Source organism: Gordonia sp. ALPHA1B1 (assembly GCF_005502615.1).
GTDB lineage: Bacteria > Actinomycetota > Actinomycetes > Mycobacteriales > Mycobacteriaceae > Gordonia > Gordonia hongkongensis.
In genome coordinates, this window is sequence record NZ_SCOC01000009.1 from 11,958 (window position 1) to 35,714 (window position 23,757).

27 protein-coding genes and 2 pseudogenes are annotated in these 23,757 nt (G+C 66.2%); 4 read left to right on the forward strand and 25 right to left on the reverse strand.

The features are described from left to right. Window positions 1-29 precede the first annotated feature (29 nt). Genes pcaC through pcaH form a run of 4 tightly spaced genes read right to left on the reverse strand, consistent with a single transcriptional unit; the run spans window position 30 to window position 3,809 of the window. On the reverse strand, window positions 30-1,229 hold the full coding sequence (gene pcaC / locus FFS52_RS08065; RefSeq protein WP_016895384.1) for a 4-carboxymuconolactone decarboxylase: 1,200 nt from the start codon (window positions 1,227-1,229) through the stop codon (window positions 30-32). Next, entirely contained in the window at window positions 1,226-2,470 is a 1,245-nt protein-coding gene (locus FFS52_RS08070; protein ID WP_016895385.1) for a lyase family protein, read from the reverse strand. Before FFS52_RS08070 ends, pcaC begins: the two co-directional genes overlap by 4 nt. A gap of 5 nt (window positions 2,471-2,475) precedes the next feature. Beyond that, a complete protein-coding gene (gene pcaG, locus FFS52_RS08075) occupies window positions 2,476-3,045 on the reverse strand; it encodes a protocatechuate 3,4-dioxygenase subunit alpha (protein ID WP_006898355.1) in 570 nt (189 codons plus the stop codon). After that, the gene (gene pcaH / locus FFS52_RS08080; RefSeq protein ID WP_006898356.1) at window positions 3,042-3,809 is read right to left on the reverse strand and encodes a protocatechuate 3,4-dioxygenase subunit beta; all 768 of its coding nucleotides are present in this window, start codon (window positions 3,807-3,809) and stop codon (window positions 3,042-3,044) included. Before pcaH ends, pcaG begins: the two co-directional genes overlap by 4 nt. Window positions 3,810-3,878: 69 nt before the next feature. Here pcaH and FFS52_RS08085 point away from each other — a divergent pair, with 69 nt between their 5' ends. The 4 genes from FFS52_RS08085 to FFS52_RS08095 all read left to right on the forward strand — a co-directional run bounded on the left by FFS52_RS08085 (window position 3,879) and on the right by FFS52_RS08095 (window position 6,311). Next, window positions 3,879-4,634: an IclR family transcriptional regulator gene (locus FFS52_RS08085; RefSeq protein ID WP_016895386.1), complete on the forward strand. Its 756-nt coding sequence runs from the start codon at window positions 3,879-3,881 to the stop codon at window positions 4,632-4,634. Between the two features lie 383 nt (window positions 4,635-5,017). Then, a complete protein-coding gene (locus tag FFS52_RS23650) occupies window positions 5,018-5,578 on the forward strand; it encodes an MFS transporter (RefSeq protein WP_349291574.1) in 561 nt (186 codons plus the stop codon). After that, window positions 5,578-5,835 (forward strand): transposase, encoded by a 258-nt coding sequence (locus FFS52_RS08090; protein WP_249356584.1) that lies wholly within the window; start codon window positions 5,578-5,580, stop codon window positions 5,833-5,835. Before FFS52_RS23650 ends, FFS52_RS08090 begins: the two co-directional genes overlap by 1 nt. Continuing rightward, window positions 5,814-6,311, forward strand: a complete 498-nt coding sequence (locus tag FFS52_RS08095) for an MFS transporter (protein WP_349291722.1) — start codon at window positions 5,814-5,816, stop codon at window positions 6,309-6,311. Before FFS52_RS08090 ends, FFS52_RS08095 begins: the two co-directional genes overlap by 22 nt. Here the strand turns inward: FFS52_RS08095 and FFS52_RS08100 are convergent. From FFS52_RS08100 to FFS52_RS08200, 21 genes and pseudogenes are all read right to left on the reverse strand, one after another. Beyond that, window positions 6,279-7,577: an IS1380 family transposase gene (locus FFS52_RS08100; RefSeq protein ID WP_283205435.1), complete on the reverse strand. Its 1,299-nt coding sequence runs from the start codon at window positions 7,575-7,577 to the stop codon at window positions 6,279-6,281. The two genes, FFS52_RS08095 and FFS52_RS08100, sit on opposite strands and share 33 nt — an antisense overlap. 292 nt (window positions 7,578-7,869) lie before the next feature. Beyond that, window positions 7,870-8,661 (reverse strand): IclR family transcriptional regulator, encoded by a 792-nt coding sequence (locus FFS52_RS08105; protein WP_223258967.1) that lies wholly within the window; start codon window positions 8,659-8,661, stop codon window positions 7,870-7,872. A 55-nt stretch (window positions 8,662-8,716) separates the two neighbouring features. After that, window positions 8,717-9,466 carry a class II aldolase/adducin family protein gene (locus tag FFS52_RS08110; RefSeq protein ID WP_006897053.1) on the reverse strand — a complete coding sequence of 250 codons (750 nt, stop codon included), beginning with the start codon at window positions 9,464-9,466 and terminating at the stop codon, window positions 8,717-8,719. Next, a complete protein-coding gene (locus FFS52_RS08115) occupies window positions 9,463-10,698 on the reverse strand; it encodes an FAD/NAD(P)-binding oxidoreductase (protein ID WP_006897054.1) in 1,236 nt (411 codons plus the stop codon). The genes FFS52_RS08110 and FFS52_RS08115 overlap by 4 nt, the downstream gene beginning before the upstream one ends. After that, window positions 10,695-10,892, reverse strand: a complete 198-nt coding sequence (locus FFS52_RS08120; RefSeq protein ID WP_006897055.1) for a ferredoxin — start codon at window positions 10,890-10,892, stop codon at window positions 10,695-10,697. Before FFS52_RS08120 ends, FFS52_RS08115 begins: the two co-directional genes overlap by 4 nt. Before the next feature lie 48 nt (window positions 10,893-10,940). After that, window positions 10,941-11,246, reverse strand: coding sequence for a hypothetical protein (locus tag FFS52_RS08125; protein ID WP_006897056.1), 306 nt, complete (start codon window positions 11,244-11,246; stop codon window positions 10,941-10,943). Then, window positions 11,243-11,854, reverse strand: coding sequence for a 3-phenylpropionate/cinnamic acid dioxygenase subunit beta (locus FFS52_RS08130; RefSeq protein WP_006897057.1), 612 nt, complete (start codon window positions 11,852-11,854; stop codon window positions 11,243-11,245). Before FFS52_RS08130 ends, FFS52_RS08125 begins: the two co-directional genes overlap by 4 nt. A 2-nt stretch (window positions 11,855-11,856) precedes the next feature. Further along, window positions 11,857-13,320, reverse strand: a complete 1,464-nt coding sequence (locus tag FFS52_RS08135; RefSeq protein ID WP_006897058.1) for an aromatic-ring-hydroxylating dioxygenase subunit alpha — start codon at window positions 13,318-13,320, stop codon at window positions 11,857-11,859. 138 nt (window positions 13,321-13,458) lie between these two features. Next, on the reverse strand, window positions 13,459-14,325 hold the full coding sequence (locus FFS52_RS08140; protein ID WP_006897059.1) for an aldo/keto reductase: 867 nt from the start codon (window positions 14,323-14,325) through the stop codon (window positions 13,459-13,461). A gap of 75 nt (window positions 14,326-14,400) precedes the next feature. After that, complete coding sequence (locus tag FFS52_RS08145) at window positions 14,401-15,168, reverse strand: MFS transporter (RefSeq protein WP_249356263.1); 768 nt, start codon at window positions 15,166-15,168, stop codon at window positions 14,401-14,403. A 22-nt stretch (window positions 15,169-15,190) separates the two neighbouring features. Further along, window positions 15,191-16,105: an alpha/beta hydrolase gene (locus tag FFS52_RS08150; RefSeq protein WP_249356261.1), complete on the reverse strand. Its 915-nt coding sequence runs from the start codon at window positions 16,103-16,105 to the stop codon at window positions 15,191-15,193. 134 nt (window positions 16,106-16,239) lie between these two features. Next, window positions 16,240-16,941: pseudogene (locus FFS52_RS08155) on the reverse strand (ISL3 family transposase); the annotation flags it as partial. Then, window positions 16,941-17,447, reverse strand: a pseudogene (locus tag FFS52_RS08160) (leucine zipper domain-containing protein); the annotation flags it as partial. The pseudogenes FFS52_RS08155 and FFS52_RS08160, both read right to left, overlap by 1 nt. Before the next feature lie 483 nt (window positions 17,448-17,930). Beyond that, window positions 17,931-18,176, reverse strand: a complete 246-nt coding sequence (locus FFS52_RS08165) for a ferredoxin (protein WP_006897064.1) — start codon at window positions 18,174-18,176, stop codon at window positions 17,931-17,933. After that, entirely contained in the window at window positions 18,173-18,445 is a 273-nt protein-coding gene (locus tag FFS52_RS08170) for a hypothetical protein (RefSeq protein ID WP_006897065.1), read from the reverse strand. Before FFS52_RS08170 ends, FFS52_RS08165 begins: the two co-directional genes overlap by 4 nt. Continuing rightward, on the reverse strand, window positions 18,442-19,314 hold the full coding sequence (locus tag FFS52_RS08175) for an extradiol dioxygenase (RefSeq protein ID WP_006897066.1): 873 nt from the start codon (window positions 19,312-19,314) through the stop codon (window positions 18,442-18,444). Before FFS52_RS08175 ends, FFS52_RS08170 begins: the two co-directional genes overlap by 4 nt. Continuing rightward, window positions 19,314-20,300: an alpha/beta fold hydrolase gene (locus FFS52_RS08180; RefSeq protein ID WP_137809379.1), complete on the reverse strand. Its 987-nt coding sequence runs from the start codon at window positions 20,298-20,300 to the stop codon at window positions 19,314-19,316. The genes FFS52_RS08175 and FFS52_RS08180 overlap by 1 nt, the downstream gene beginning before the upstream one ends. A gap of 48 nt (window positions 20,301-20,348) precedes the next feature. Further along, window positions 20,349-20,660: a hypothetical protein gene (locus tag FFS52_RS08185; RefSeq protein ID WP_006897068.1), complete on the reverse strand. Its 312-nt coding sequence runs from the start codon at window positions 20,658-20,660 to the stop codon at window positions 20,349-20,351. Beyond that, window positions 20,638-21,141, reverse strand: coding sequence for an aromatic-ring-hydroxylating dioxygenase subunit beta (locus tag FFS52_RS08190; protein ID WP_006897069.1), 504 nt, complete (start codon window positions 21,139-21,141; stop codon window positions 20,638-20,640). The genes FFS52_RS08185 and FFS52_RS08190 overlap by 23 nt, the downstream gene beginning before the upstream one ends. Then, on the reverse strand, window positions 21,138-22,469 hold the full coding sequence (locus tag FFS52_RS08195) for an aromatic ring-hydroxylating dioxygenase subunit alpha (RefSeq protein WP_006897070.1): 1,332 nt from the start codon (window positions 22,467-22,469) through the stop codon (window positions 21,138-21,140). Before FFS52_RS08195 ends, FFS52_RS08190 begins: the two co-directional genes overlap by 4 nt. A gap of 99 nt (window positions 22,470-22,568) precedes the next feature. Continuing rightward, complete coding sequence (locus FFS52_RS08200; RefSeq protein ID WP_101841495.1) at window positions 22,569-23,618, reverse strand: SDR family oxidoreductase; 1,050 nt, start codon at window positions 23,616-23,618, stop codon at window positions 22,569-22,571. Window positions 23,619-23,757 lie beyond the last annotated feature (139 nt).

Genomic DNA, 23,757 nt, shown 5'->3' on the forward strand with positions numbered 1-23,757 from the left:
TCCTGCCACGAGGATTGTGCAGCAGTCTCCTAGTAAGCGGGGTGGTCCAGCTCGTCGAGCACGCGCTGGGCGATGCGGTAGGCCGCGTTGGCATCGGGCACGCCGCAGTAGATCGCCGTCTGGAGCAGCAACTCTTTGATCTCGTCGTTGGTCAGCCCATTGGTACGCGCGGCCCGCACGTGCATGGCCAGCTCCTCGTGATGGCCGCGGGCCACCAGGGCGGTCAGCGTGATGAGTGAGCGGCTGCGCCGGTCAAGACCCGGACGCGTCCACACCGACCCCCAGGCGTACTGGGTGATGAAATCCTGGAAGTCGGCGGTCAGATCGGTGATCGCCGCGGTCGCGCGGTCGACATGGGCGTCGCCCAGGACCGCCCGGCGCACCGCCATGCCGGCGTCGCGCACCCCGGCGACGGTCGTGGGAGCGGCAACCGCCTGCCCCGCGTTCGCGTGATCGCGGATGAGTTGGCCGACCTCGGACGGTTGCTCGGCCGGGGGCAGGTGCGCGACGCCGTCGAGGACGACGAGCCGCCCGTTCCGGACTCCGGAGGCGATAGCCGCGAGATCGGCCGGCGGAGTGGGGACGTCGAGCAGACCCGACACCGCCAGCACTCGCGGTTCGATCTCGCCGAGGCGGTCACGGACGTCGAAGCCCGCCAGCGCCTCGCACACCAGCGCATAGCCCTCGTCGTCGGCGTCCCGCAGGTCGTGCAGCAGGGCTGCGCCGATCTCCGGCTCCCGCTCCAGGAATCCGGGTGCGAACCAACGCTGGGCCGACCCTTCGATCATCGACGGGGTGCCCGACGCGCGCACGGACGTGGCCCGTGTCCGCCAGGCATCCGGCTCGCCGATCCGTGCGCCCGTCGACAGCAGGACAGCGGAGTCGATGCGCGCGGGTGCGTCCAGCAGCAGCTGCAGCCCGACGGCGCCTCCCACCGAGTCGCCCGCGTAGGTGAAAGTGCTGGCGAACGTGTCGCGCTGGGCCACCACGTCGTCGACCATCTCGAGGACACCGGCGGCCAGCTCGGCCATCGTGAACGGCTCGGCCGAACCGACATTGGATCCGTGCCCGGGCAGGTCCCACGCGAGGACCTCGAAGCGATCGGTGAGGCCGGCGGCGCAGCGCGCCCACAGTGACTGAGCCGACGTGCCCAACGAGGGCCCGAGGACGAGCAGGGGCATGGCGGGTGAACCGCCGAGCTGGACGGCTGTGATGCGAGGGACGGTCACTCGTTCTCCTCCAAGAAGGTCTGGGCCCGCTCCACGGCGCCCACGATGAGGTCCTCGGAGAACCCGCGGTAGGTGGTCGGGTCGGAATCGGCGGTCTTGTCCAGCAGCCCGGCGATCGTGCGGCGCTCGGCCAGCACGCTGTCGGTCGACCGGTCGAGCGTCGCGCGCATGCGCTCGGCGTCCACGTGCAGACCTTGCAGCAGCTCGGTGGTCTGGGACGCGGCGACGACGCTGCGTCGACCGAGCATGTGCAGGGTCGACCACTCGACGTGCCACGCGCCGTCCGGGCGCTGGTCGCCCGCGGTGGCGGAGGCGAGGTGCATCGTCGCGGCCAGAGCGGGGGCTCCCAGGGCTGCGCGGCGCACCAGTACGGAAAGAATCGGGTTGTTCTTGTGCGGCATCGTCGACGAGCCACCGCGGCCCTCGGCCGTCGGCTCGGCCAGCTCGCCGATCTCGGTCCGCGCCAGCGTCGCGACATCGGTCGCGACGTGTCCCCAGGCGTCCGTGCACGAGACCAGCGCGTCGGACGTCCGGGTGACCGTCGCCCGCGAGGTGTGCCACGGGCGGAGTTCCCGTAGCCCCAGGGCCGCGGCGGTGCTGGCGACCAGGTCGGCGCTGGTCCCCTGGGGATCCTCGTGCCCCCGCAGGTTCGCCAGCTCGGTGGCCGCCGACAGAGTGCCGACCGCCCCGCCGAGCTGCACCGGCAGGAGGGAGCGGGCGTCCTGGACCAGATCGGCGGCGTCGACCAGGCCGTCGAGCCAGCCTGCGGCGACGGCGCCGAACGTCGTGGGGACGGCGTGCTGGGTCAGGGTGCGACCGACCATCGGCGTGTCGGCGTGCTGCGCGGCGAGGCGTGAGAGCGCGGTCACCTGGGCGCGCAGCTCGTCGATCAGGCGATCGAGCGCATCGCGCAGCGCGAGCATGAGGGCGGTATCGAGGACGTCCTGGCTGGTGAGCCCGCGGTGCAGCCAGGTGGCGGCGGGCTGCGGCGCCCGCGAGCGGAGCAGGCCGACGAGCGGGACGACGGGGTTGCCGCTGCCCTCGGCTGCCGCCGCGATGTGCGGCAGGTCGTCGACGGTGACGAGCGGGGCGAGGTCGGTGGCGGCGGCGGACGGCGCGAGCCCGGAGGCCACGAGAGCGTCCAGCCACGCGGACTCCACCCTGACCATGGCGGCGAGCAACGCCTCAGCACTCATCAGGTCGCCGGCGCGCTCGTCGCCGGGCCAGAACAGGTCGGTCATGGCGTTCAGTGTGCCGCCCCGTGGCCCGGGAACGTCAGGAAGACGGTCTCGCCCTGGCCCTGCAGACGGATGTCGAACGCATGTCCCTGCGCATCGGCCTCCGCGACCAGCGTCGCGCGACGGTCCGGCTCGAGGCTGCTGAGAAGGGGGTCCGCAGCGAGGGCGGCCTCGTGTCCCGGCAGATATGCGCGTGTGAAGAGCCGATCGAGCAGGCCACGCGCGAACACCGTGAGCGCGAAGAACGGTGCGCCCCCGTCGACCCCACCCGGCGCGATCGTCGAGAACGAGTAGTGGCCGGCGTTGTCGGTCGACGACCGGCCCCAGCCCGTGAACGTCCAACCGTCGCGGCGCAACGAGCCCGGCTGCTGGACGATCGCGCCGGACGCGTCCGCCTGCCAGAGCTCGACCAGCGCGTCGGGGACCGGCGCACCAGAACCGTCGAGCACGCGGCCGTGGAACCGGATCGCACCCGGGCTGCTCGCAGGCACCAGTTCGGAGTCGCCGTCATAGGGGAGTGCGTAGTGGAAGAACGGGCCCACCGTCTGGCCGGGCGTGGGGTGCAGGCGGGGGCTCATGCGTGGTCCTTGTCGTCGTTGTTCTCGGTCCAGGTGCGGTGGGCTCCGGTGAGCACGATGTCCCACCGGTAGCCGGTCGACCACTCGGGTCGCGTCAGGTCATGGTCGTAGCGGGCGACGAGGCGGTCACGGGAGCCCTGGTCGGTGATCGACTGGTAGATCGGGTCCAGCGCGAACAGGGGATCGCCCGGGAAGTACATCTGCGTGACGATGCGCTGCGTGAACTCGGTGCCAAACAGGGAGAAGTGCACGTGGGCGGGACGCCACGCATTGCGGTGGTTCCGCCACGGGTACGGACCCGGTTTGATCGTCTGGAATGAGTAGCTACCGTCCGCACCGGTCAGGCACCGCCCGGCGCCGGTGAAGTTCGGGTCGAGCGGCGCAGGGTGCTGATCACGCTGGTGGATGTAGCGTCCTCCGGCGTTGGCCTGCCAGATCTCGACCAGCTGGCCCGCGACCGGGCGTCCGTCGCCGTCCACGACCCGGCCGGAGATCGTGATGCGCTCGCCGATCGGCTCGCCCGAGCGCTGAATCGTCAGATCGGCCTCGAGTGGATCGACGTCCCGGTGGCTGAAGCACGGAGACCACAACTCGACGCCTTCCGGATCGACCTGGTGCAGATCCTTGGTCGGATGCCGCAGGAGGCTGCTGCGGTACGGGGAGTAGTCGAGGCGGGGCCTGATAGCGGACGGGTCGGTGCCGGCGGACAGGTCGGCGATCTCGGCGCTGATCTCGGCTTGGGTCGATAGGTCAGGAGTGCTCACCAGCCCGACGGTAGGTGGCCGGGGCGTACGCTTCGAGCTATATCGTTCACTGAGTGAAAGAGGGCGACGATGGCCGGCAACACCTCCGACCCGGGAGCCAGTGTCGCCTCGCGCCTGCTGACCGTTCTCGGCGCCTTTGACGATGAGCACCGGGCGATGACGCTGAGCCAGATTGCGCGTCGGGCGGGTCTACCGCTGCCGACCACTCACCGATTGGTGGCCGAACTGGCCACCTGGGGCGGCTTGGTGCGGCGGCCGACCGGCGAGTACGTGGTGGGTCGCCGGATCTGGGAGCTCGCACTACTGGCGCCGACCCAGACCGGCCTGCGCCAGATCGCTGAGCCGTTCCTCCACGACGTGTACGGCGCGACGCTGGCCACCGTGCACCTCGCGGTGCGCGAGGGCGCCGAGGTGTTGTACCTCGACCGGCTGTCCGGCACGGCGTCCGTCCCGATCGTCAGCACCGTCGGCTCCCGACTGCCGCTGCACTGCACGGCGGTTGGGAAGGTGCTGCTCGCGCACGCGCCCGACGACGTGCTCGCCGAGACGCTCGGCTCGTTGACCCGGATGACGCCGTTCACGGTGACCCAGCCCGGGCTCCTGCGACAGCAGCTGGCTCGGGTGCGGCGCCATGGGTATGCGACAACGGTCGAGGAGATGTCCCTCGGGGCGTGCTCGGTGGCCGTCCCCGTGCTTCGAGACACCGCGGTCGTCGCATCCCTGGGTCTTGTGGTTCCCCGCTTGACGAGGGACAGGACCCGCCTCGCCGGAGTCCTCCAGGCCGCGGCGTTCGGTATCGGCCGGGAACTGGCGTCAGGCGGGTGATGGGAAGGAGATCTGACGCGGGCTAGAGGGACACAGGGGCCGACGCTGACCCATCTAGACCGATGTCCGGCGAAGTCGTACTTGAGGCATGAGAATTCAAAAAATCGAACCCCACGGAATCCGGGGCACACCAATGTGCCCATCAAACCCGGGGCACACCAATGTGCCCATCAAACCCGGGGCACTTCAGAAGCGGTATTGCTCGCACCACAGCCTTGACCTGGAAGGGCAGGAATGCCAGCCATGAACTTTTTACCGCCCTGCCCACGGGTGCGTAAGCGCAGCGTGCCGGAGATGGATGCGGCATCGGATGCCCCGGTGGCAGGTCACAGCGCGTGAGACATCCGGGCCGTGGATTCGCCGCTTTGGCTGTGGCCGTACTGGTGACTGTCTTAACAAACATGCCGGTGTTTCTCCTTGGGGCGCTGGCCACGGAGATCACCGCAACAATCCGCGTCCCGGCCTACGGGATCGGCCTGGCGGTAGGGGTCTACTGGGCTGCGGCCGCCCTCACCTCCGCGTGCACCGGTGTGATTGGTCGTGTGCTCAGCGAGAAAGGCATGGGCATCGCCGCCTTGCTTCTGGCGGTCGTGAGCCTGACCGGCAGCGCGTCCTGGATCTCTGCGTGGCCGTGGCTAATTGTATGGGCATCCCTGGGGGGACTCGGGAACGGTCTCGGGCACCCTTCCTCCAACCACTTGCTCGTCACGCACATCCCAGCCGCCTCGTGCGGGCTGGCCTTCGGGGTGAAACAGGCCGCGGTCCCTGTGACGGGGTTGGTCGCCGGCGTTTCGATCCCGTTGGTTGCGTTGACTCTGGGATGGTCCATGGCCTTCCTGCTGATGGCTGTACTGGGCATGCTCGTACTGGTCCCCGTGGCCCGGACCCGGACCATGCCGGTCGTTATGGGTACGCGCTCAACCAGGCCTGGCTCGTCGCGGTGATGATCGCAGCGGACCTCGTTGCCTGGACGCGGATGCTCGCTTGCACCGGCGAGGCCGCAGTCCTGGCGTTGTGCGAGCCCAAGGCACTGCGCTACCGCTTCCTTCACGTGGCAGCCCGGCTGGTCCGCAGCGGCCGACGGCGAAAAGTGAAGATCCCGGAAACATGGCCCTGGGCCGTCGCGATCGTCGCTGTGTTCAACACGATCGCCGGCCGGCGGGGCAATGGGATACCCAGATGCGTTCGGCGTTGGTGCTGATGGCCGCGATGACGATGTTCGCGGGCGGTGCCGTTACGTCCGCCGTGGCCTTTGCCGTGATCGGCGCGCTGGAGCGGGGGATTGCAGTCGGCCCGGCTGGTGTGATTCTGGCCGTCGGCAGCGCCTTAGGAGCCGCGACCCGTATCGTCATTGGCGGAGTCGTCGATCGAGGCGGCGTGTCAGCACTTTCTCTGATCCAGACAGCACTCATCGTCTGCGCCGTCGGGCTTTCACTCATGGCGATCCCCACCACCTGGAGCTACGTGGTAGGTGTCCTGCTAGCGGTGGGCCTGGGGTGGGGGTGGCCAGGTCTGGTGCACTTCCTCATCTCGCACATGGCGCCTGGGGCCACCGCAGCGGCCACCGGCATTGTCCAGACCGGCACGTACATCGGCAATACCATCGGCCCCGTGCTCACCGGGGTGGCCCTTAGCCCCGCTGATTCACGGGCCGGTGTGACTGCTGCTGTCGGGTGACGGCGGGATCGATTTCGTGGGTGGGCGTGCGTGTGTGCCGGCTGGCGCTGCCGGTGGGCGGGTCCCCGGGTGGTGATGTCGTGGGCGGGCATGTGAGGTCAGGCTGGTTTGGGTCAACAGCGCGAACCCCCGCGAAGGTAGCCGCCCGAGCCCGGTGTCCTTGGCGTGGCGTATCCGGTCCTCGACCCGGGCGTGAGCCCGATGCCTGGCCTCGAGGAATTGCAGCTGACCCGTGGCGGTGGTGTTGGTGACAAAAGCCTGGTAGCGCCATCCATCGATCTCCTCGAACATCGACAACTGAGCACCCGGATGGGGCCGCTCGCGGCGCACGATCACCCGCATCCCGTCTGGCCACTTGGCGAGCATCCGTTGGGAGAGGAATCCGGTCAGCTCCGCGATGTCGGCCCCGTCACGAATGTCCCCGTTGGGGTTGAGCGCTGGTCCCCACGCGGCTTCGGGGCAGGTCGCGATGGCCCGGCGAATCGGGGCAGTGATGGAGAAGCCGACCGAGTACTCCACCTGTCGACCACGGACGCGGTTCTGCTCGGTGATCCAGTCGATCAGGTCGTGGGAGGCGCCGGCACCGTCGGAGCGGATCAGCAGATCACGCCGATGACTGGCGGGGATCTGCGCGATTGCCTGGCCCAGGACGTCGATGTGGTCGGCGGCGGTGTTGGACCCGGCGTTGCCTGGGCGCAAGCTCGCGGCGAGGAACTCTTCTGTGTTGTCGCACCACACGCCGATCGGGTGGTACCCGAACGTGCGCTTATACGTCGGCGCAGCAAGCTCCTTCTCGCTGTGAGTGACCACAATGGTGGCGTCCACATCGAGCACGACCGTCGATCCCAGATCCCGCCCCGCACACGCCGATGCGGGCACTCCGCCGGGCAGGTGGGACCACACGTGCCGCCGCGTGCGAGCCCGCGCCACCTGGATCTTCTTGCGCTTGCCGGCAGTGACCTCATCGAGCGTGCGCCACACCGTCGGCGCCGACGCCACTGGGCCCAGGGCGCCGGACTGGTGGCGCAGGACGCCGATGTCGGAGATGGACTCGCCGCCATCGGCGAGCATCACCGCGGTATCGATCAACACCCGGCCGCGATCGTGGATCGGGATGAACCGGCGGCGAGCCATGGCCCCTGACAGCTCGGCGGTCAGACCGACCTGATCAGCCAGAAGTCGAGGCACGATAGCCCCGGCATGCGAGACCACCCCGACACCATCTGCAGTAACGGACAGACCGGCCGACCACGAAGTACGCTTCACCTACCGAGTGCTTTCTGCTGGAGAACATGGAACCTTAGACAAGTCCCAGTTTCCCCTGTTCAGGAAGCACTTCGGTCTATTTTCGCCCAGCGATCCGCAGATTCCCATGAATCACCCGGGTTAGCCTCGGTAACTCGACACTGACCTGGGCGATGCTCGTCACTATGGCAACCGTCGCCGTGGTCATTTCCTTCTTCTTCGGGCTCCGACTGCGGAGAATCGACTCTCTGGAATCGCCGCTGGCCTGAGGTGGTCCTGTCCACAGCACCACCGTCACCGGCCGTCGAGATCCTTAAACGAGCAAGTTCTGGATTTCTTTGGCGGCTGTCTGGAGCATAGCTCCGAGTTCTGTGCGGAGTTGTTCAGTCATGCGGTGAGCGGGCACGGATACATTGATCCCGTAGTATCCTCCGCTCGGGCTGGTGATGGGAACAGCGACTGACATGACGCCGTCTTCGCTTTCTTCCTGGCTCGTTGAGTACCCGGTTTGCCGAATCGTTTCGAGGGCACGCTCCAGATCGGAACGGGAAATGATAGATCCCTTGGTGAGACCCGGGAGCTCCTCATACGGGTACAGGGCATGCAGTTGTTCCGTGGTGAGTAGGCTCAGCATTGCTTTGCCCGTTGCAGTGCAGTTGGCAGGAAGCATCGCACCTTGACGTGAGGCAACGCGGACGGCACGTTGGCTTTCGATGGCCTCCAGAAAGTGTGCGTTCGAGCCTTTGAGCTCGGCAAAGTGCACCGTCTCTCCGGTTGCCTCGAATACCCTTTCCATTGCTGGACGAATTAGCGTTCCGATGTCGACGTGGCGCCGTATGGCGAAGGCGATGGAGCTGAGTGCTTGTCCGGGTTCGTACGCTTTGGTCTGAGGGTTCTGCCGTACGAAACCTCGGTAGAGGAGCATCCCCATGAGGCGATGGGCCGTAGATGACGCCACTCCGAGGTACTTGCTGGCATCGGTGAGCCGGATGCTCGGCCGAGTCTCGAAGAGCAGCAACAATCGGAGTGCGTTGTCGACGGATTCGATGGGGTACTGCGGAGGAGGGCCGTATCTGGAGTCGTCCTCCGCCCGTGATGCGGACATGAGCTTCATGTTACTGACCGGGGGTTCAGTCTCTGTCCGGCTAGGGCGCAGGCCATCAACGAGGCTCACCAAGTCGTGCGAGTTCATGTCTCCAAGCAGTCTCTGTGTTGAATGCTCCTCCGAGGTCGGGCAGTTCGGCCATATCGGCGTCGGGCAGATCGACGAGGTGCCCACCAGCCGAAGTCACTTGCAGTGCCAACCCGGACAGGCCGTCCACGCTGATGGCCTGGAGAACTGCTTGCTCGACGGTTTCGGCCGCGCTGGTGAGGCCGTGGCCCCGCAGCACAACAACGGGCCTTGTTCCCATAGCATCGGCCATTTCGGTGGCGAGCCGACGGTCGCGGATGAGTACTCCGCGGGGATAGACGGGCACCCCGTTGGCGGCGAGGCGGGCTCCGGGAATGTCGTACGCCCCTACGATGGGGCGTACTGCAAGCCCTGCCAGGTCGGCGGCAACCACTCGCGGGGGATGGGCGTGAACGACAGCCCGGATGTCTGGGCGGCGCCGGAAGAGCTCGGTGTGCAGCGGCAGTTCGTTGGGGACCGTGTATCCGCCCGCGAGCTCGCCGTCGGCGGCGGGATTGCCGTCGAGGTCCACCATGCGGATGTCTTCGGCTTGCGTATACGCCAGTCCGCGTTCGTACGGGCCGCGACAGCGCACCAGCAATGTGCTGTCGGTAATTTTCAGGCTGATGTGACCCAAGATTCCATCTGCAAGGCCCCGATGGGCCAAGACCCGGCAGGCGAGGGCGATACGTTCCCGGCTGACGCTCTCGGTCTGGGGCAGCAAGTTTCCGGGTGTCATGACGCCCTCCTCGGCGGTGGCTCCAACTGGGGTTCGAGCTTGGCGCGCAGATCCTGCACCGTGATGCCCCTGGCCATGCCCAGACGGCAGGCAATGAGGGCTTTGGGCCAGTTCACGATGGCTGCGCCCCGGACGGTGGTGCCGTCGATGGTGTAGAGGGCGGCGAACTTGCCGTGGACCTGCGGGTGTCCGATGAGGACGTGGTCGACATTGCCTCCGACGCGTCCCACGACCTGGATCTTCCAGTCGTGCTGGTCGCTCCACACGTATTCAATGGGCGTGTAGGCGCGCGGCTGTTCCGGATGGATGATGTTGTAGGCCACGCAGGCGGCCTGTTCCACCGCGTTAGTCCAGTGCTCGGTCCTGACGTCCTCGCCGTGCTTCTGGTGGCGCCAGCGGGCTACGTCGCCGACGGCGTACACGTTCGCAGCGTCGAGGGCTTGACAGTACTCGTTGAGCACGACCCCGTTGTCCACCAGCAGGCCGGATGCGCTAAGCCAGGAGTCATTGGGGATGACGCCAATACCGATCAGCACGGTGGCCGCCTGAACGCTCTCACCGTTGGTCAGGTGGAGGGAGAAGTTGCCCTCCTCGCCTTCGATAGCTTCCACTCCGGTGCCGAACATGGTGTCGACCCCGTTGTCCTGGTGAAGGTCTGCGAACCACTGGCCGATCTCAGGGTTAAAGAGGCGGCTCATGGGCACGGGCACCGGGTCGATGACGGTGACCTCCAATCCCAGGCCGCGGGCGGTGGCTGCCGCTTCGGCGCCGATGAACCCTGCCCCGATAACGGCCAGCGCCCCACCCCGGAGAAGGTCCCCACGTAGTTCGCGGGCGTCCTCAAGGGTGCGCAGCACGTGAATCCCTGGAGACTGGCCCCAGGGAGAGGGCCGGGGTGATGCTCCGGTGGCAATGACGAGGTTGTCGTAGCGAAGGGGGTCATGCCCTTCAAGCTTCAGCAGGTTCTCGGCGACGTCCAGATCGACAGCGCGGTGCCCCAGCAAGAGTTGGATGTCCTCGGCATCGGCCTGCTCCTGTGTCAGCAGCCGGATAGAGTCCTCGTCGGCGGATCCCGCAAGAACGGATTTCGACAATGGCGGCTTATCGTAGGGAAGTTCGGTCTCTTCTCCCACGAGGATGATCTCCCCCTTATAGCCTTCCAGCCGGAGGGACTGCGCGGTGCGCACCCCGGCAATGGAGGACCCGACGACGACGACGGTGCCCGGGCTCATGCGTCCTCTACCACCAGTGCGGAGACCGGGCAGCTGCGCGCGGCTTCGGTGACGCGGGCGCGGTCGGCTTCGGGGACTTCGGTCTGGAGCAGCACGACGATCCCGTCGTCGTCCAGGTCGAAGTAGTCAGAGGCTCCGACGACGCAGTTCGCGTATCCCTGACAGGCCTGCAGATCGGCTTTTACAACGGGCATGGTCGAACTCCTTAGCTTGAGACGGTGGTGCTCTGGCGGTTGGGGTGTTTATTCGTCTTCGGCCACGAGCGGCCCGAAAGGGTGTCCGATCATGGCCGAGAACGTGGCCGGGGCCTGCCAGGTCAGGGACTCCAGTTCCAGCGGACAGAGCGTTACCCACTGGCCCGAACGAGGAGATTGAATCATCAGCCGCGAACCGTTGCGGGTCTCGATGCGGGTGACCTGGACCTCCGAGAACTCGTTAGCGATCACGATCGGCTTGCCGGTGACGTGCTCTTCGAGCCGGCGGCGTTCCTCGGTGGCCTGGATCGCCGCGAGGCGGTCTTCCTCCTCGCCTTCCCATTCCAGTTTCACAGGAAGATCGCCAGGTTCTGCATGCGGATGACCGACTCGTCGACCATGATGGTGCGACGGGCCAGCTCCCACCCGGACCCGGATGAGGTACGGCGGAGGAGATCCTCGCGTCCTGCCGAGACAGTGGAGGACTCCCCGACGTCACCACGGCTGCGGAAGAGAAGAACCGCCGAGTCCACGATGATCTCTTGCGGGTCGGGGGTGCGGAAGGTGCGCACGTTGGTGATGTAGTGGCGCAGCCGTGATGGGGGGTCTTCGGTCCACGCGTGCTCGGTGGCGAAGCGTGCCACGCGGCGACTGAGCGAGTACTTGTTCTCGTCCCAGTGCGCCATCCCCGGTGAGGTGGAGTATCCGGCGCCCAGGGCAGTGGTGACGCGGACGGGCATGAGATAGTGCACGTCATCGGCGATCCGGGAGAGCCACTCGTCGTAGTCCTGGGCGTCCAACAGGTACGCCTCATCGACCAGCCAACGATGCGCCTCCAGGTGAAGTTCATCGTTGAAAGGCAGGGTCTGCCCCGTCCGCTGAGTACGCGGGGCGTGGGCTCCCAGCGCCGATTGTTCGGACAGCGTCAAGTTCTCGTTCTCGTGTGCCGTTCCAACACTCATGATCAGACCTCCTCGTGAAGGGTTGCTGCGGGCGCGGTCTCTGCGCTGCCGCAGGCCGGGCGGGCGGGCCCCGATCCGGCGGCCGGTGGCGCTTGCACCGGGTCCGAGCCCACGTGCACCTGCGCTGCGGCTTCTACCGGACGTTCGAGGTGATCGGCCCACCGGCGCAACAACTCCCGCTGGTTGTACTCGCTGTAGCCGACACGGGTGGCGCCGGGTCCCGAGTATTCCTCGGGGGACAGGGCCTCGACGACGTTCTCGCCGTTCTCGAGCATGCCCATCCGGCTGTTGAGCAGCAGACGCCGTGCCATGGAGCCGGCGGCAGTATTGGTGAGGGACACCCAGTTCTCGACGTCGTCCTGCTCGAACATGCCGCCACTGCCGAAGCACATGAGATACGCCTTGTAGGAAAGCGCTTTGTACTCCTCCGGCGCGTTCTTGTCGACGGCGAACCACGAGAGGACTTCCGTCTCGTTCTCGCTGATCGGCTGCCACACGCGGATAGAGATGAAGGGGAGCACCTCGTCAGAGCCCTCTTCGACCCGCGGCCAGTTATGGACGAAGCTCATGTTCGGGAACAGTGAGGCCGCCGAGATCATGAACCCGTCCTTGCCGACCACGTCGAGCTGCTCCTGGGTCCACTGCTCCTTCATCCGGGCGATCATCTCGTCCGGGTAGCCCACGTAGCGCAGGCGCTCCTCCAGGCCACCTTCGGGCAGCTTGTAAGTGGTGCCGCCACCGTTGCCAGCCCAGTACGTGGTGCCGTCCTTGCGCTTCTCCGCCTTGGGCTCGCGGAAGAGGCCGATCTCCACCACCGAGGTGTGGGTCTGGGGCGTGTGGTACATGTCCCCGGCGAAGTTCTCGGCCCCGATCTTCCAGTTCGCCTTGACCCGCCAACGCTGAGGGCCACGCAGCTCGATGCCGTCCGCGCTCTGCTTCGTGTAGTAGTCCAGGTAGAACTTGAAGTCCCCCAGGAACTCCTCCAGGGGCTCGGCATCCGGGTCCATGCTGATGAAGATCAGACCGTTGTACGTGGCCAGCGAGGGAGCAGGCAACAAGGTCTGGCCCTTCTTCTTGAAGCCTTCCTCCCCGCCGTATGCCTCCTTGTGAAACGGCAGGCCAACGAGGCGCCCGTCATTGCGGTAAGACCAACCGTGGTACGGGCAACGGAAGTGGGAGGCATTGCCCATCTCCGCCCGGCACACCTGCATGCCCCGGTGGAGGCACATGTTGAACAGGGCCCGGACCTGGCCCTGTTCGTCCCGAGAGATAATGAACGAGTCCTCGAGGACCCTGCGGACCACGTAGTCACCAGCCTCGGGGACCTCCGACTCGTGGGCGACGAACAGCCAGCTGCGGCTGAAGAGACGTTCCTTCTCGAGTTCGAAGAGCTCTTTGTCGTTGTAGATATGTGCAGGGATCATGCCCCGCCGTACGTCCTCGAGGACGCCGTGATGGTCTGCCATGGGAGAGCTCCTTCTCGATCATCGATCAGTCAGTCTGTAGAGCAGAGGTCCACTCTGTCGTGAAGAGGTTTCCGCATTTTGTGATCTACGTCAACCCCTCCCACTCTTCGTGCCAGGTACGGGTGGGTGCGGCAAGGGTCAGTGGCCGTTTTCGGGGGAGTCGGAGTCGCGGGCGGCGTTCTCTCCGCGGTCCAGCCTCGCCAGGGCGGCCATTTCCTCGGCAGTCAGGGAGAAATCGAACACCGAGATGTTCTCGACCAGCCATGCGGGTTTGGCGGCCTGCGGGATCGGGACGATTCCTTGCTGGACGTGCCAGCGGAGCAGAACCTGCGCCGGACTCTTTGCTGTCCGTTGCGCGATCTGCACCACGATGGGGTGGTCACGCAGTCCCGATTCGCGACCAATAGGGCTCCAGGCCTCGGTAATGATGCCCAGGTCCTGGTGCACTGCCCGCGGGGGTAGCCGTGCGAGATCGGGGCTGAGCTGGATCTGGTTCACGTCAGGAACCACGCCGGTCGCGGCAATGACCTTCTCCAAATGGTCCGGCTTGAAATTGGAGACACCGATCGCTTTGACACGGCCTTCGTCCAAGAGCTTGACGAGGCCTCTCCATGCCTCGGTGTACTGGTCCAAGGCCGGCACGGGCCAGTGGCACATGAACATGTCCAGGTAGTCCAGGCCCAAGGCTTGGAGACTGCGGTCGTAGGCCCTCTGCACACCGTCGACGCTGTGGGACTCCTTGTTGAACTTGCTGGAGACGAACAGCTCTTCACGCGCAACGCCGGCAGTGCGGACACCGCGTCCCACCGCGTCTTCATTGCGGTACTGGAACGCGGTGTCGACGAGCCGGTAGCCGCTTTGAATGGCGTAGCGGACGGCCGTCTCGCACTCTTCCCCCACCAGTGGCCAGGTGCCCAGGCCCAGATGCGGAATGCTATGCCCGTGCCGCAGTCGGAGCCTCGGGACCGTTGCGGGGTCATCGCTCGGATGGGTTTTCGTCGTCATGGACAGCCTCTCGTCGAAACGTCTTGCTTTCTTGTCACCGGAGGCAAATAGCGCGAGCCTCGGGGTCTGTGTCGGTCAGTCGACATCTTTGTTGGATCTCCAGGTGGTTGCAGCTGGGGTGATGATGAGCAGGCCCGCGGCCAGCAGGGCCGCGGTCACCGGAACGAGGGTGACCAGCCCGGCCATGCCCAGCGGTGAGAGGAAGAGCGCCGTGGCGCGGAAAGTGCCCGTCAATGCGAGGGCGTCTCCGCGTTCTTCTGGGTGCACCTTCTCCGCTGCGATGGCCGGACCGACGGTCTGCAGGACCCCGGCACCGATGCCGGAGATGGCCAGGGCAATGGCCACCGGGGCGGTCAGACCGGCGAACGGTCCCACTGCGGCCAGTCCCAGCCCTGTAGCTATCATCCCGATGACCAGAGACGCCCTGACGCCCCGGCGCCGGACCCACCCGCTGGCGGTACTACCGACGAGAACGGTGGCGTTGGCGATGGAGAGCAGGATACCGATGACTGCAGCCGGTTGGCCTGCCAGGGACAGGGCCAAAGGGACGTAGGAGTCCAGAAGGCTTTTCCAAACCCCTGCGCCCGTGTTCATCCAGCAGGCAGCGTTGACACCGGGTCGTCGCCACAGACGGACATCCCTGCCAGTGGGTGAAGAAGGCCTGGCCGCGAACGGGGGAAACCTGATCAACAAGGCCGCGGGGACGACGGCGACGGAACCTGCGACGATCCCCATCATGAGTGGCAGTTGCACCGAGGCCTCCCAGAGGTATCCGGCCACCGTGGGGCCGAGAAGCGCACCGATCCCCGCCGCCAGATTGACGTCCCGGAGGCCACTGACCACGAAAGATCGACCAAAGGTTCTACTAAAGCGAGATGAACGCACCAACCGCGGCGTTGAACTTTTCGCGCTGGTCACTGAACACGTGATGACCAGCGTTGTTGATGAGATAGAGCGAGCTATCCAGGGTGTTGGCAGCGATCAGATCGAAGAGCCCCTTACCCATCGACACCGGCGCCGATCGATCATTGACTCCCCACACAACCAGCGTCGGCACCGGGATTCCTGCGTCGGCAAGCCGTTCCTGAACCCAGCGCCTGCCCTCGCTGAGGCTAGGCAACCAGTGCTCCTCCGCATTGCGTGCATATCCGGCGACAGCGTCGAGCTGCTTTTCGCTCTCGAGCCACTTTGTGGCGATCCCGATGTAGTCCTCGGGCAGATCTCCCTCATTAACCGCCTGGGCAGCATGATAGTGACGGATCAACTCGGCCGAACCTCCGGGGGCAGTCCTTTCGAGTCGCTCGTAGAAGTCCATGTCGGTTCCGACGGGCGGCGCCGGTGCCGCAGTCGCACTGCTGATGATGACCAGCTTCTTTACCATCTCAGGGTACTTCAACGCGAGAAGGACCGCCGTCATGCCGCCGCGCGAGTGACCCACCAGGGTCAGGTTCTTGAGCCCCAACTGAGTTGCAAAGTTCGCAACGTGTTCGGCGACCGCGTCGACAGTCCAGTCTTCGTCATTCAGCGGGAGACCAGTCTCGCCCTGACCGAGTTTGTCGACCGCGAGGACACGGCCGTACTCGCCGAAATCCTCTAGAACGTTGCCCCAGGATTCGATTCCGACCGGTATGAAGAACCCGAAATGCCCCCCATGGATGAGGAGGATCGGATCCTTGTCCTGGCCGTCGTCGAAATAACGCGTCTGAACCCCTTTCACATCGACGGTATGGAACTTCTGGGTGATTGAAGAGCTTGGCAAGGGTAACGCCTTTCTGTGCACTGTAACGATTGAACAATTCATCGCAGTTCGACCCCTACCGACGTGGTAGTTCTGGCCAGTAGAAATCTCTTCTGCGTGTGCCTGAAAGCTACGCGCCTCCGCATCGACTGTCAATAGAAAGGGCCCTTCCGGATTCAGAGTGCATTGATCCGATCCTGAAGCTGTCCGGAGTGGATCAGTGACCGCAAGATGTAGTGCTTGAGGTTGCGGAAGCCCAGGGCGATTCCGCGGAGGTGTTCGAGCCTGCCGTTGATGGCCTCGACGGGGCCGTTGGAGGCACCCACGTCGAAGTAGGCGAGGATCTCGCGGTGCCGCTTCCATAGCGACCGGCCGAGCTGGGCGAGCTCGGGCAGCTCGGTGGGCACCCCGGTCCGGATCGAGCGCAGGAGCTTGTACATCGCGATCTTGCCCTCCCGCTTGCCCGAGGCCTCGTAGGCGGCGATGAGTCGCTGGTAGACGCCGTAGGTGACCTCCACCGCCGCGTGCGCATCGTTGGCGGTGAACGCCTTGAACAAGCGCACTTTCTGTTTGTCGGTCAGCAGCCCTGCCCGGGTGTTGAGCGTCCTGCGGATGCCGTACAGCGGATCGCCGGTGCGGCCCCGGTGCCCGGTGGTGGCCTGCTGGATGCGTTGGCGGCACACGGTGAGCTTGTCGGCGGCAAGATGCACGACGTGGAACGGGTCCATCACCGTGCGTGCTGCGGGCACGGCCTTGGCTGCGGCGGAGTGGTAGCCGGCGAACCCGTCCATCGTGACCACCTTGACTCGGTCTCGAAATGCCTGGTCGCGGGCGTTGAGCCACTCGGTGAGGACCTTCGCCGAACGGCCCGGGACCATCCTTTGGCGCGGCCGAGGAACTTGTGCCCGCCGCCGTCGGGGATGCGTCCGAGCTTCTTGATGTCCACGTGCACCAGATCGCCCGGTGCGGCGTGCTCATAGCGCTGCGGGCGTCGCTTGGTGGCGCGCACCGGGGCGCCGGTGGCCGGGTCGGTGAACGCCAGGCGCACGCACCCGAAGCGGGACAGGATCTTGTGCACCGTCGAGGGGTGCATTCCCAGGTGGTAAGCGATTCGGGCTGGCCCCCACCGGCGCGATACGCGCAGGCCGATCACCCGGCGCTCCCGACGACGCGGGGTGCGGTGGGGGCAGGTGTGCGGCCGGCTGGAGCGGTCAACCATGCCGGCCTTGCCCTGCTCGCGATACCGGCTGGCCCAGCGTCGGGCCGTGGTGACCGAGACACCGAACCGTTCCGCAGCTCGGGCCGGGGGCCAGCCGTCTTCGACGACACACCGGGCCAGGCGCAGTCTTCCCGTGGGCGTCAAGGTCGCGTTAGCGTGGGACACGAAGACCTCCGTTGTGGGTGTGGTTGCTTGGTCGCTTTCACACCTCACACGGAGGTCTTCCTCATTTCATCTCGCCATGCCGACCGGAGACACAACCTCCGTGGTCAGTACATCTAGCCGACTGGGCCAGTGCCCGAGGTGCGGCAGGAAGGCAGGCCGGTATCCTCTTGGGCGTCAACGATATGCCCGCCGCGGCGACCAAATGCTGTACGCGTGGCAGCCCGGGATGCTGGCATCGAGCCCCGGATCGCGAGTCGCCCGGTCTGACAACGTGGTCGTTGACCCGCTCAGCGATCGGCCATTGCGGCTGCCACCCCTCCAACCGAGAGCGCGAGCGGAGAGAACCTGCTGAACGGCGCAGCCGGCCGCTAACGTCGGTGGTAGCACGTTCACGAACCGGGGCACAGGGCGTACCGGCCACCGCCGCCCGACGGGGTTCGTTCTCGACCGCGGTTGCCACCGCGTCCGGCGAAACTCCGTCGGTCACCGGCCGCGCCGCGGCAGCGATGGTTCGTCCACCAGGGGGTCGGAGACGGTGATGGCCCGCATCGGGCAGCTCGCGGCGGCCTCGAGCGCTAAGGCGCGGGTGCGGGGGCCACCGTCAACAGGCTCCAGAACGACGGCGACGCTTCGCTCGTCATCGAGGTCGAAGAGCTCGGGCGCGGTCACAACGCACGAGGCGAAGCCCTCACACCGCTCGAGGTCCACCGTAATGTTCATCATGTTCATCGTCCCTCCGTGGTTAAGTCATGGGCAGTCTGTTCGGCGGCGAAGCGCCGCATCGGATCGATCCTGAGCGCGCCGGCCAGCTGCATGATCAGCAGTGGGTGGGCGCCCCTTTGCTGGAGGGTGACCAGGTCGCCCTCCAGGACGGCCGCAAGATCGGCCAGCCGTACGCCTGCGAGGTCGGCCGCGAGCTGGCCCGACTCTTCCGCAATAGAACGAAACTCCGGATCCCGGACGACCCGGCGGATGACCTGGTCCAGGGGTAAGTTCACGGTTCCTCCTCGGGGGCCAACCGAGCCAGCGCGATCCCGGTCGCCCAGTCCGGGACGGACTCGTATGCCAGGACGACCCCTCTCGGCCCACGGGCCGTCCGCTCAGGCTCCGACACTCCCCAGCCCTCCTGACGGGACGCGGCGGCCATCGCGGTGACCCAGTTGCAGATCTCCGGGGCACCATTGCCGGCCTCAGCGAGGACGTCGGCGGTCTTCATGGCGAGGATCGCGCCGAGGTCCCCTGCGCGCACGTGCTGCAGGAATCGCTCGTCGAAGGCGGAGTTGATCTGGCCCATCTCCGGCGTGCCGACCCAGTGGGAGAGCCCGCCGGTCCCGAGCACGACCACTGTTTCGGCTGCGGGCCGCCGCGTAATGACGTCGCGCAGCAGTTCCCCCAGTTGGGCGCTGCGCCACAGGGGTGGCAGAGGCTCGGTGTTGGCGTTCTGGAACACCGGGACCACCGGGATGTCCATCTCTGGTCGGATCAGGGTCAATGGTGCCATGAACGCATGGTCGATCTTCGGGTTGGCGGAGAACGCGAGGTCGAATCCGGCGGCCACCCCTTCGGAGAGCAGCTGGGCAGCGAAGGCGCCAGCAAGTGGGACCTCGGCGCTGGCCACTCCTCCATCGCCCCAACCGGTGGCTATCTCTCCGATTCCGACGCATATCTGCGGAAAGCTGTCGTAGCTGAAGGATGCTAGGTGCTCGCTGCTGACGACGACGAGCACGTCAGGGGACAGCCGGTCAATTTCCGCACGCACCTGAGCGAAGGCCTGATGGACTGCGGCGTGCACGTCGTTGTCCGGTTGGAGCTTTCGGATCATCATCGCCGTGTGGGACGTCGCGTACGCACCTACCAGCCTGCCCATCAGCGGGCCGCCCGTTGCCGGTTGGTGGCCGGATCCGTGGGGCCGCCGTCGCCGTCGCCGTCGGTGCGCCCACCTCGGCGCCCCGCGGTGACCGAACGCACGAAACCGCCGACGACAGCGTGGAATTCCGCCGGCTTCTCGAACTGCGGCCAGTGACCGGCGTCCTCCATCAGACGGAACGTTGCATCGGGAATGATCCGGCTGGCCGCCTCCCCCACCGTCCACGGCATGGTCGGGTTCTGCCGGGTCCACAGCACGAGCGTCGGGCAGTTGATCGTCGCGAGCCGCTCGGCGGTCAGCAGTTCCTCCGGCCGGGGCCGGGAGGTGAATGCGGCGACCATGTCACCGGCGGTGGCGGCGAAGTCCGGGCTGGCGTAGATCCGGTACCGGGTCTCCACCAGTTCGTCGGTGACCACGGACGGGTCATGGACCAGCCATTCCAGCCGAGTCCGGACCTTCTCCCGGGTCGGGGTGTCCAGAGCCTTGGTGGTAGCCTCCGCGACCTGCCGGCCGACGTTCTCGGTCAGCGTGGCACCGTCGGCGTCCACCTGCAGCCCCGCCCCGGTGACGCTGACGAGCGAGGCGACCCGCTCGGGGTGGTGGACGGCGAGAAACGCCGCGACCCAGCCACCGAGAGACTGCCCGACCAGGTGGGCTCGCGAGGCGCCGATCTCGTCGAGGAAGCCGAGCACGTGCTCGGCGAGCGCGCGGATCGAGTACTCGATCTGCGGCTTGTCGGTGAAGCCATGACCCAGCATGTCAATGGCATGCACGCGGAAGTCCCGGCCGAGGACGGCGACGTTGCGCACCCAGGTCTCGGCGTGCCCGCTCACGCCGTGCAGCAGGACTACCGGCTCACCGGCGCCTGCCTCGATGCTGCGGGTGCGGTAAGAGCTCGCCTGGCGGTACCGGACCTCGGTTCCCAGCAGGTCCACCCAGAACGAGTTCCCCTGGGGCTGGGCCATTCCCCCTTCAGTGCTCGTCACGTTGAAGCTCCTCTCTGTTCGGCCGTGCGGCCGGTGCGGGATGGTCGGTCACTCCGGTCCGAACGGCTCGGAGAGCAATGTCGTGTAGGCCCTCTCGTCGAGCCAGGTGAGGCTCTCCAGCTGCAGCGCGTCAAGGAAGACCTCGCGGCCGGTGCGCAGGCTACGGATGGCCAGGCGAAGGTCGTTGCCGTCTCGGTCGGCGCGTACCCGCACCCGGGCGAACTCGTTGCGGACTACGAGCTCGCCGTCGGCAGAGCCGATGCGCAGCCAAGAACTCGGCTCTGGTGCGCCATCAGCCCCGACGTCCCGACTGCCGTCGAGGTCAGCCGCCTGGGCCTCAGAAGAAGATGGAGATGGCACGGGGCAACACCCGGTGGTCGAGGAGCACGGTCCGTTCGGCGATCTTCCAGCTCTCACCGGAGGTCACGATCCGGTCGCGACGGGAGCCGACGAAGAACTGCTCGGAGTTGGCTCGCCGGGACTGGAAGATGATGAAGTTGCACTCCGCTACCAGGTCGCCGTCCGGCCCGGGGGTGACCAGGACGTTGCTGATGAACCGGCGCGTCCGCGACCGCGGCTGCTCCGCGTGGGCAAGGCCACCGGCCAAGCGCTCCATCCGCTTGGCGAGGAAACGGGCGTCCTCCTCCATGAGCGACCACTCGCCGGGGACGTGGTCCCGGTGCTGCCGCACCTCACGGGTCTCCGTGATCGGCATCCAGTAATGGACATCCTCAGTGAACAGGTCGAGCCACTCGTCGTAGCGTTGCTCGTCGAGCATCTTGGCCTCGCTGTAGAGGAAGTCCTCGACGTCGCGGCGCAGATCGGTGAGGGAATTGGTCATTTCTGCTCTCCCGGGGTGGTCATGAGTTCGAGCCAGTAGCGATAGAAGTTGCGGTGGTTCTGCTCCGAATAGTGGGGCCCCAAATGGCCGGGGTATCCCTCCTCGTGGATCTCGCCCTCGTGCCCCAGGCCCATCGCGTAGTTGAAATCCCGGGTCTGGGAGACCACCCCTCGGGCGGACTCGGTGATTTGCTCGAAGTTCTCGCCATCGTCCTGGCCAAAGATCCCGGCCGCGGCGTTCTCCTGGGACATCTGGGTGCGGGCGAAGTCCTTGACCGACTGCGGCGCGTCGCGGTCGAAGAGCGCCGTCTGCCAGACCTCGATCTCACCCGGTCCCCTCGGGTGCCATTGGAAGAGCCCGAAGACGTGGAAGACGCCGAACTTGATCCATGACAGGTTCGGGAAGATATTGCCCTGACCGAGCCCGTGCATCTCCGCCTGCAGCGGGGAGACCCGGGCCTTGAGCCGCTCGTGCACGGCGTTGACGTACTCGATCGCCTCCGGCCCGAGGAGCTGAGCCATCCCGACGTCGTTCTGATAGGCCCGGCCGGGCTTGCTGATGTCGCCCATCCCGTGGCCGTGGTCGAAGTATGCGATGTAGTCGCCGAGCGTGTCGTAATCGGGGAGGAAGCCGATCTGGAAGGCCGACCCATGTGTGTAGAGCACGTGGTAGTCGTCGCCGGCGAAGTTCTCCGCCGCCAGCTTCCAGTTGGCCTTGATCCGGAACTTCATCGTGGGGCCGATCACCTCGAGCCCGCCGAGCGGCGCCTCGAAGGCCAGGTCCAGATACCAGAGCTGGTCAGCGCCGAGGTAGTCTACCAGCGGGATGGCGTCCTCGTCCCAATTGGCGAAGATGAAGCCCTTGTAGTTCTCCACCCGCGGAACGGCCTTCAGACCTAGGCGCGGCTTGTCCAGCTCGCCATGGTAGACGGTATCTGCGCGCGGTGCACCGATCAGATCGCCGTTGTTGCTGTAGGTCCAGCCGTGGTAGGGGCAGCGGAAGAACTTCGAGGACCCGGCGTCGGTGCTACACACGGCCATGCCCCGGTGGGCGCAGGAGTTGAGCATCACCCGGATCACTCCGTCCGCACCGCGAGTGGCGATCACAGGGTCCTCGCCCATGAAGTTCGTCAGGTAGTCGCCCGGCTCACTCAACTGGGACTCGTGGCCGATGAACAACCACGTCTTGGTGAATACCCGGTCCAATTCCTTGCGGTAGGTTGCCTCGTCGACGAAGACTGTTCTGCTGACGGCACCCTCGTCGGGCTTCACCAGGTCGTGCAGTCTTGCGGCGGCCACGTCAACGGGGCGTTCGCTAATGCTGGTCATGATCGGGTCCTCTCGGGGTCTGACGGGTTGCGTGAGGTGAGATGGGAGGGCGGACCCGAACGGCCCACCTGTAGGCGGATCGTCTGGGCGTCTGCGGTATCACTGAGCGCTGTCATTGCTGGTCCAACTGTTCTGGGCCCCGAGGTTTGCCATGCCCGCGGCGTACAGGGCACCCTGCGCGTCGAAGGGGAGGTGGGCCACGCCGGCCCGCTCGTATGACGGGGTCGCGGCTTCCAGCCGGCTGTAGATCTCCTCCATGTCCGGAGGCAGCTCATGGTCCTGCCAGGCGGCGTAGTCCCCGTAGCCGTGGTCGTAGTTCCACTCCGGCACGTAGTAGAGGCGCCCGGACGTCCCCGCGCTGTCCTGGGCGGCGAGGAAGAGCGAGATCGGCAGCAGGTGCTCGGGAATCGCCGGGCGCATGAAGTAGGCAATGCCCTGCTCGTTGAAGGCCCGGGCGGTGGCGTCGAACCACGACGCTCGGGTGTGCCCCGGCATGATCGCGTTAACCGCGACCCCGTCGCCGCGCACTTCCTCGGCGAGGTAGAAGGTCAGCGCCATCACGGCGGCCTTGGTGGCCTGGTAAGGCATCTCGACCGTCCACGGGCGCAGCCCGTGGTAGCCGCCGCCGGCGGCGACGGCCAGGACGCCACTGCTGACGACGTTGACGATGCTGCCCCGCTGCTGGGCCCGCATCGGCTCGATGAACCGGCGGATGGCCTTCAGCGTGCCGAACACGTTGACGCCGAACATCACCTCCCAGTCGCGGTCGGTCGTGTCAAGGGTGTTCCGGTGGCCTGTGGGCGGGAAGAGGGTTTCGGAGACCAGAGACGCGTTGTTCACTAGGACGTCGACGGTCCCGAACCTGTCGATTACAGCGTCTCGGGCGGCGTCGAGGGCGTCGTCGTCGGTGATGTCCATGTCGACGGCCATGCCGCTGCCGTCCGACTCCAGCTGCTTGCGGAAGTCGTCAGCGTCGTCCCACGTCAGGTCCGCTGCAACGACCTTGGCGCCGGCGCGCAACAGTCCCTCGCAGAGGGAACGGCCGATGCCGCGGGCTCCACCGGTGACAACGATGACTCGACCCGCCGCCTCGCCCTGCCACTCACCGAGTGCCCGCTCGACCAGCTGACGCTGCCGCGCAGTGGCCACGGTTTCTCCACCAGACTCCGACATCCAATTCTCCTCAAGTTAGGACGGCTTTCTGCATTGCAGTACACATAAAAGAGTATGACCTTCATCACAGGCTGTCTATGGGCTATTTTGGTATCGAGCTATTCACTGGTGAAAC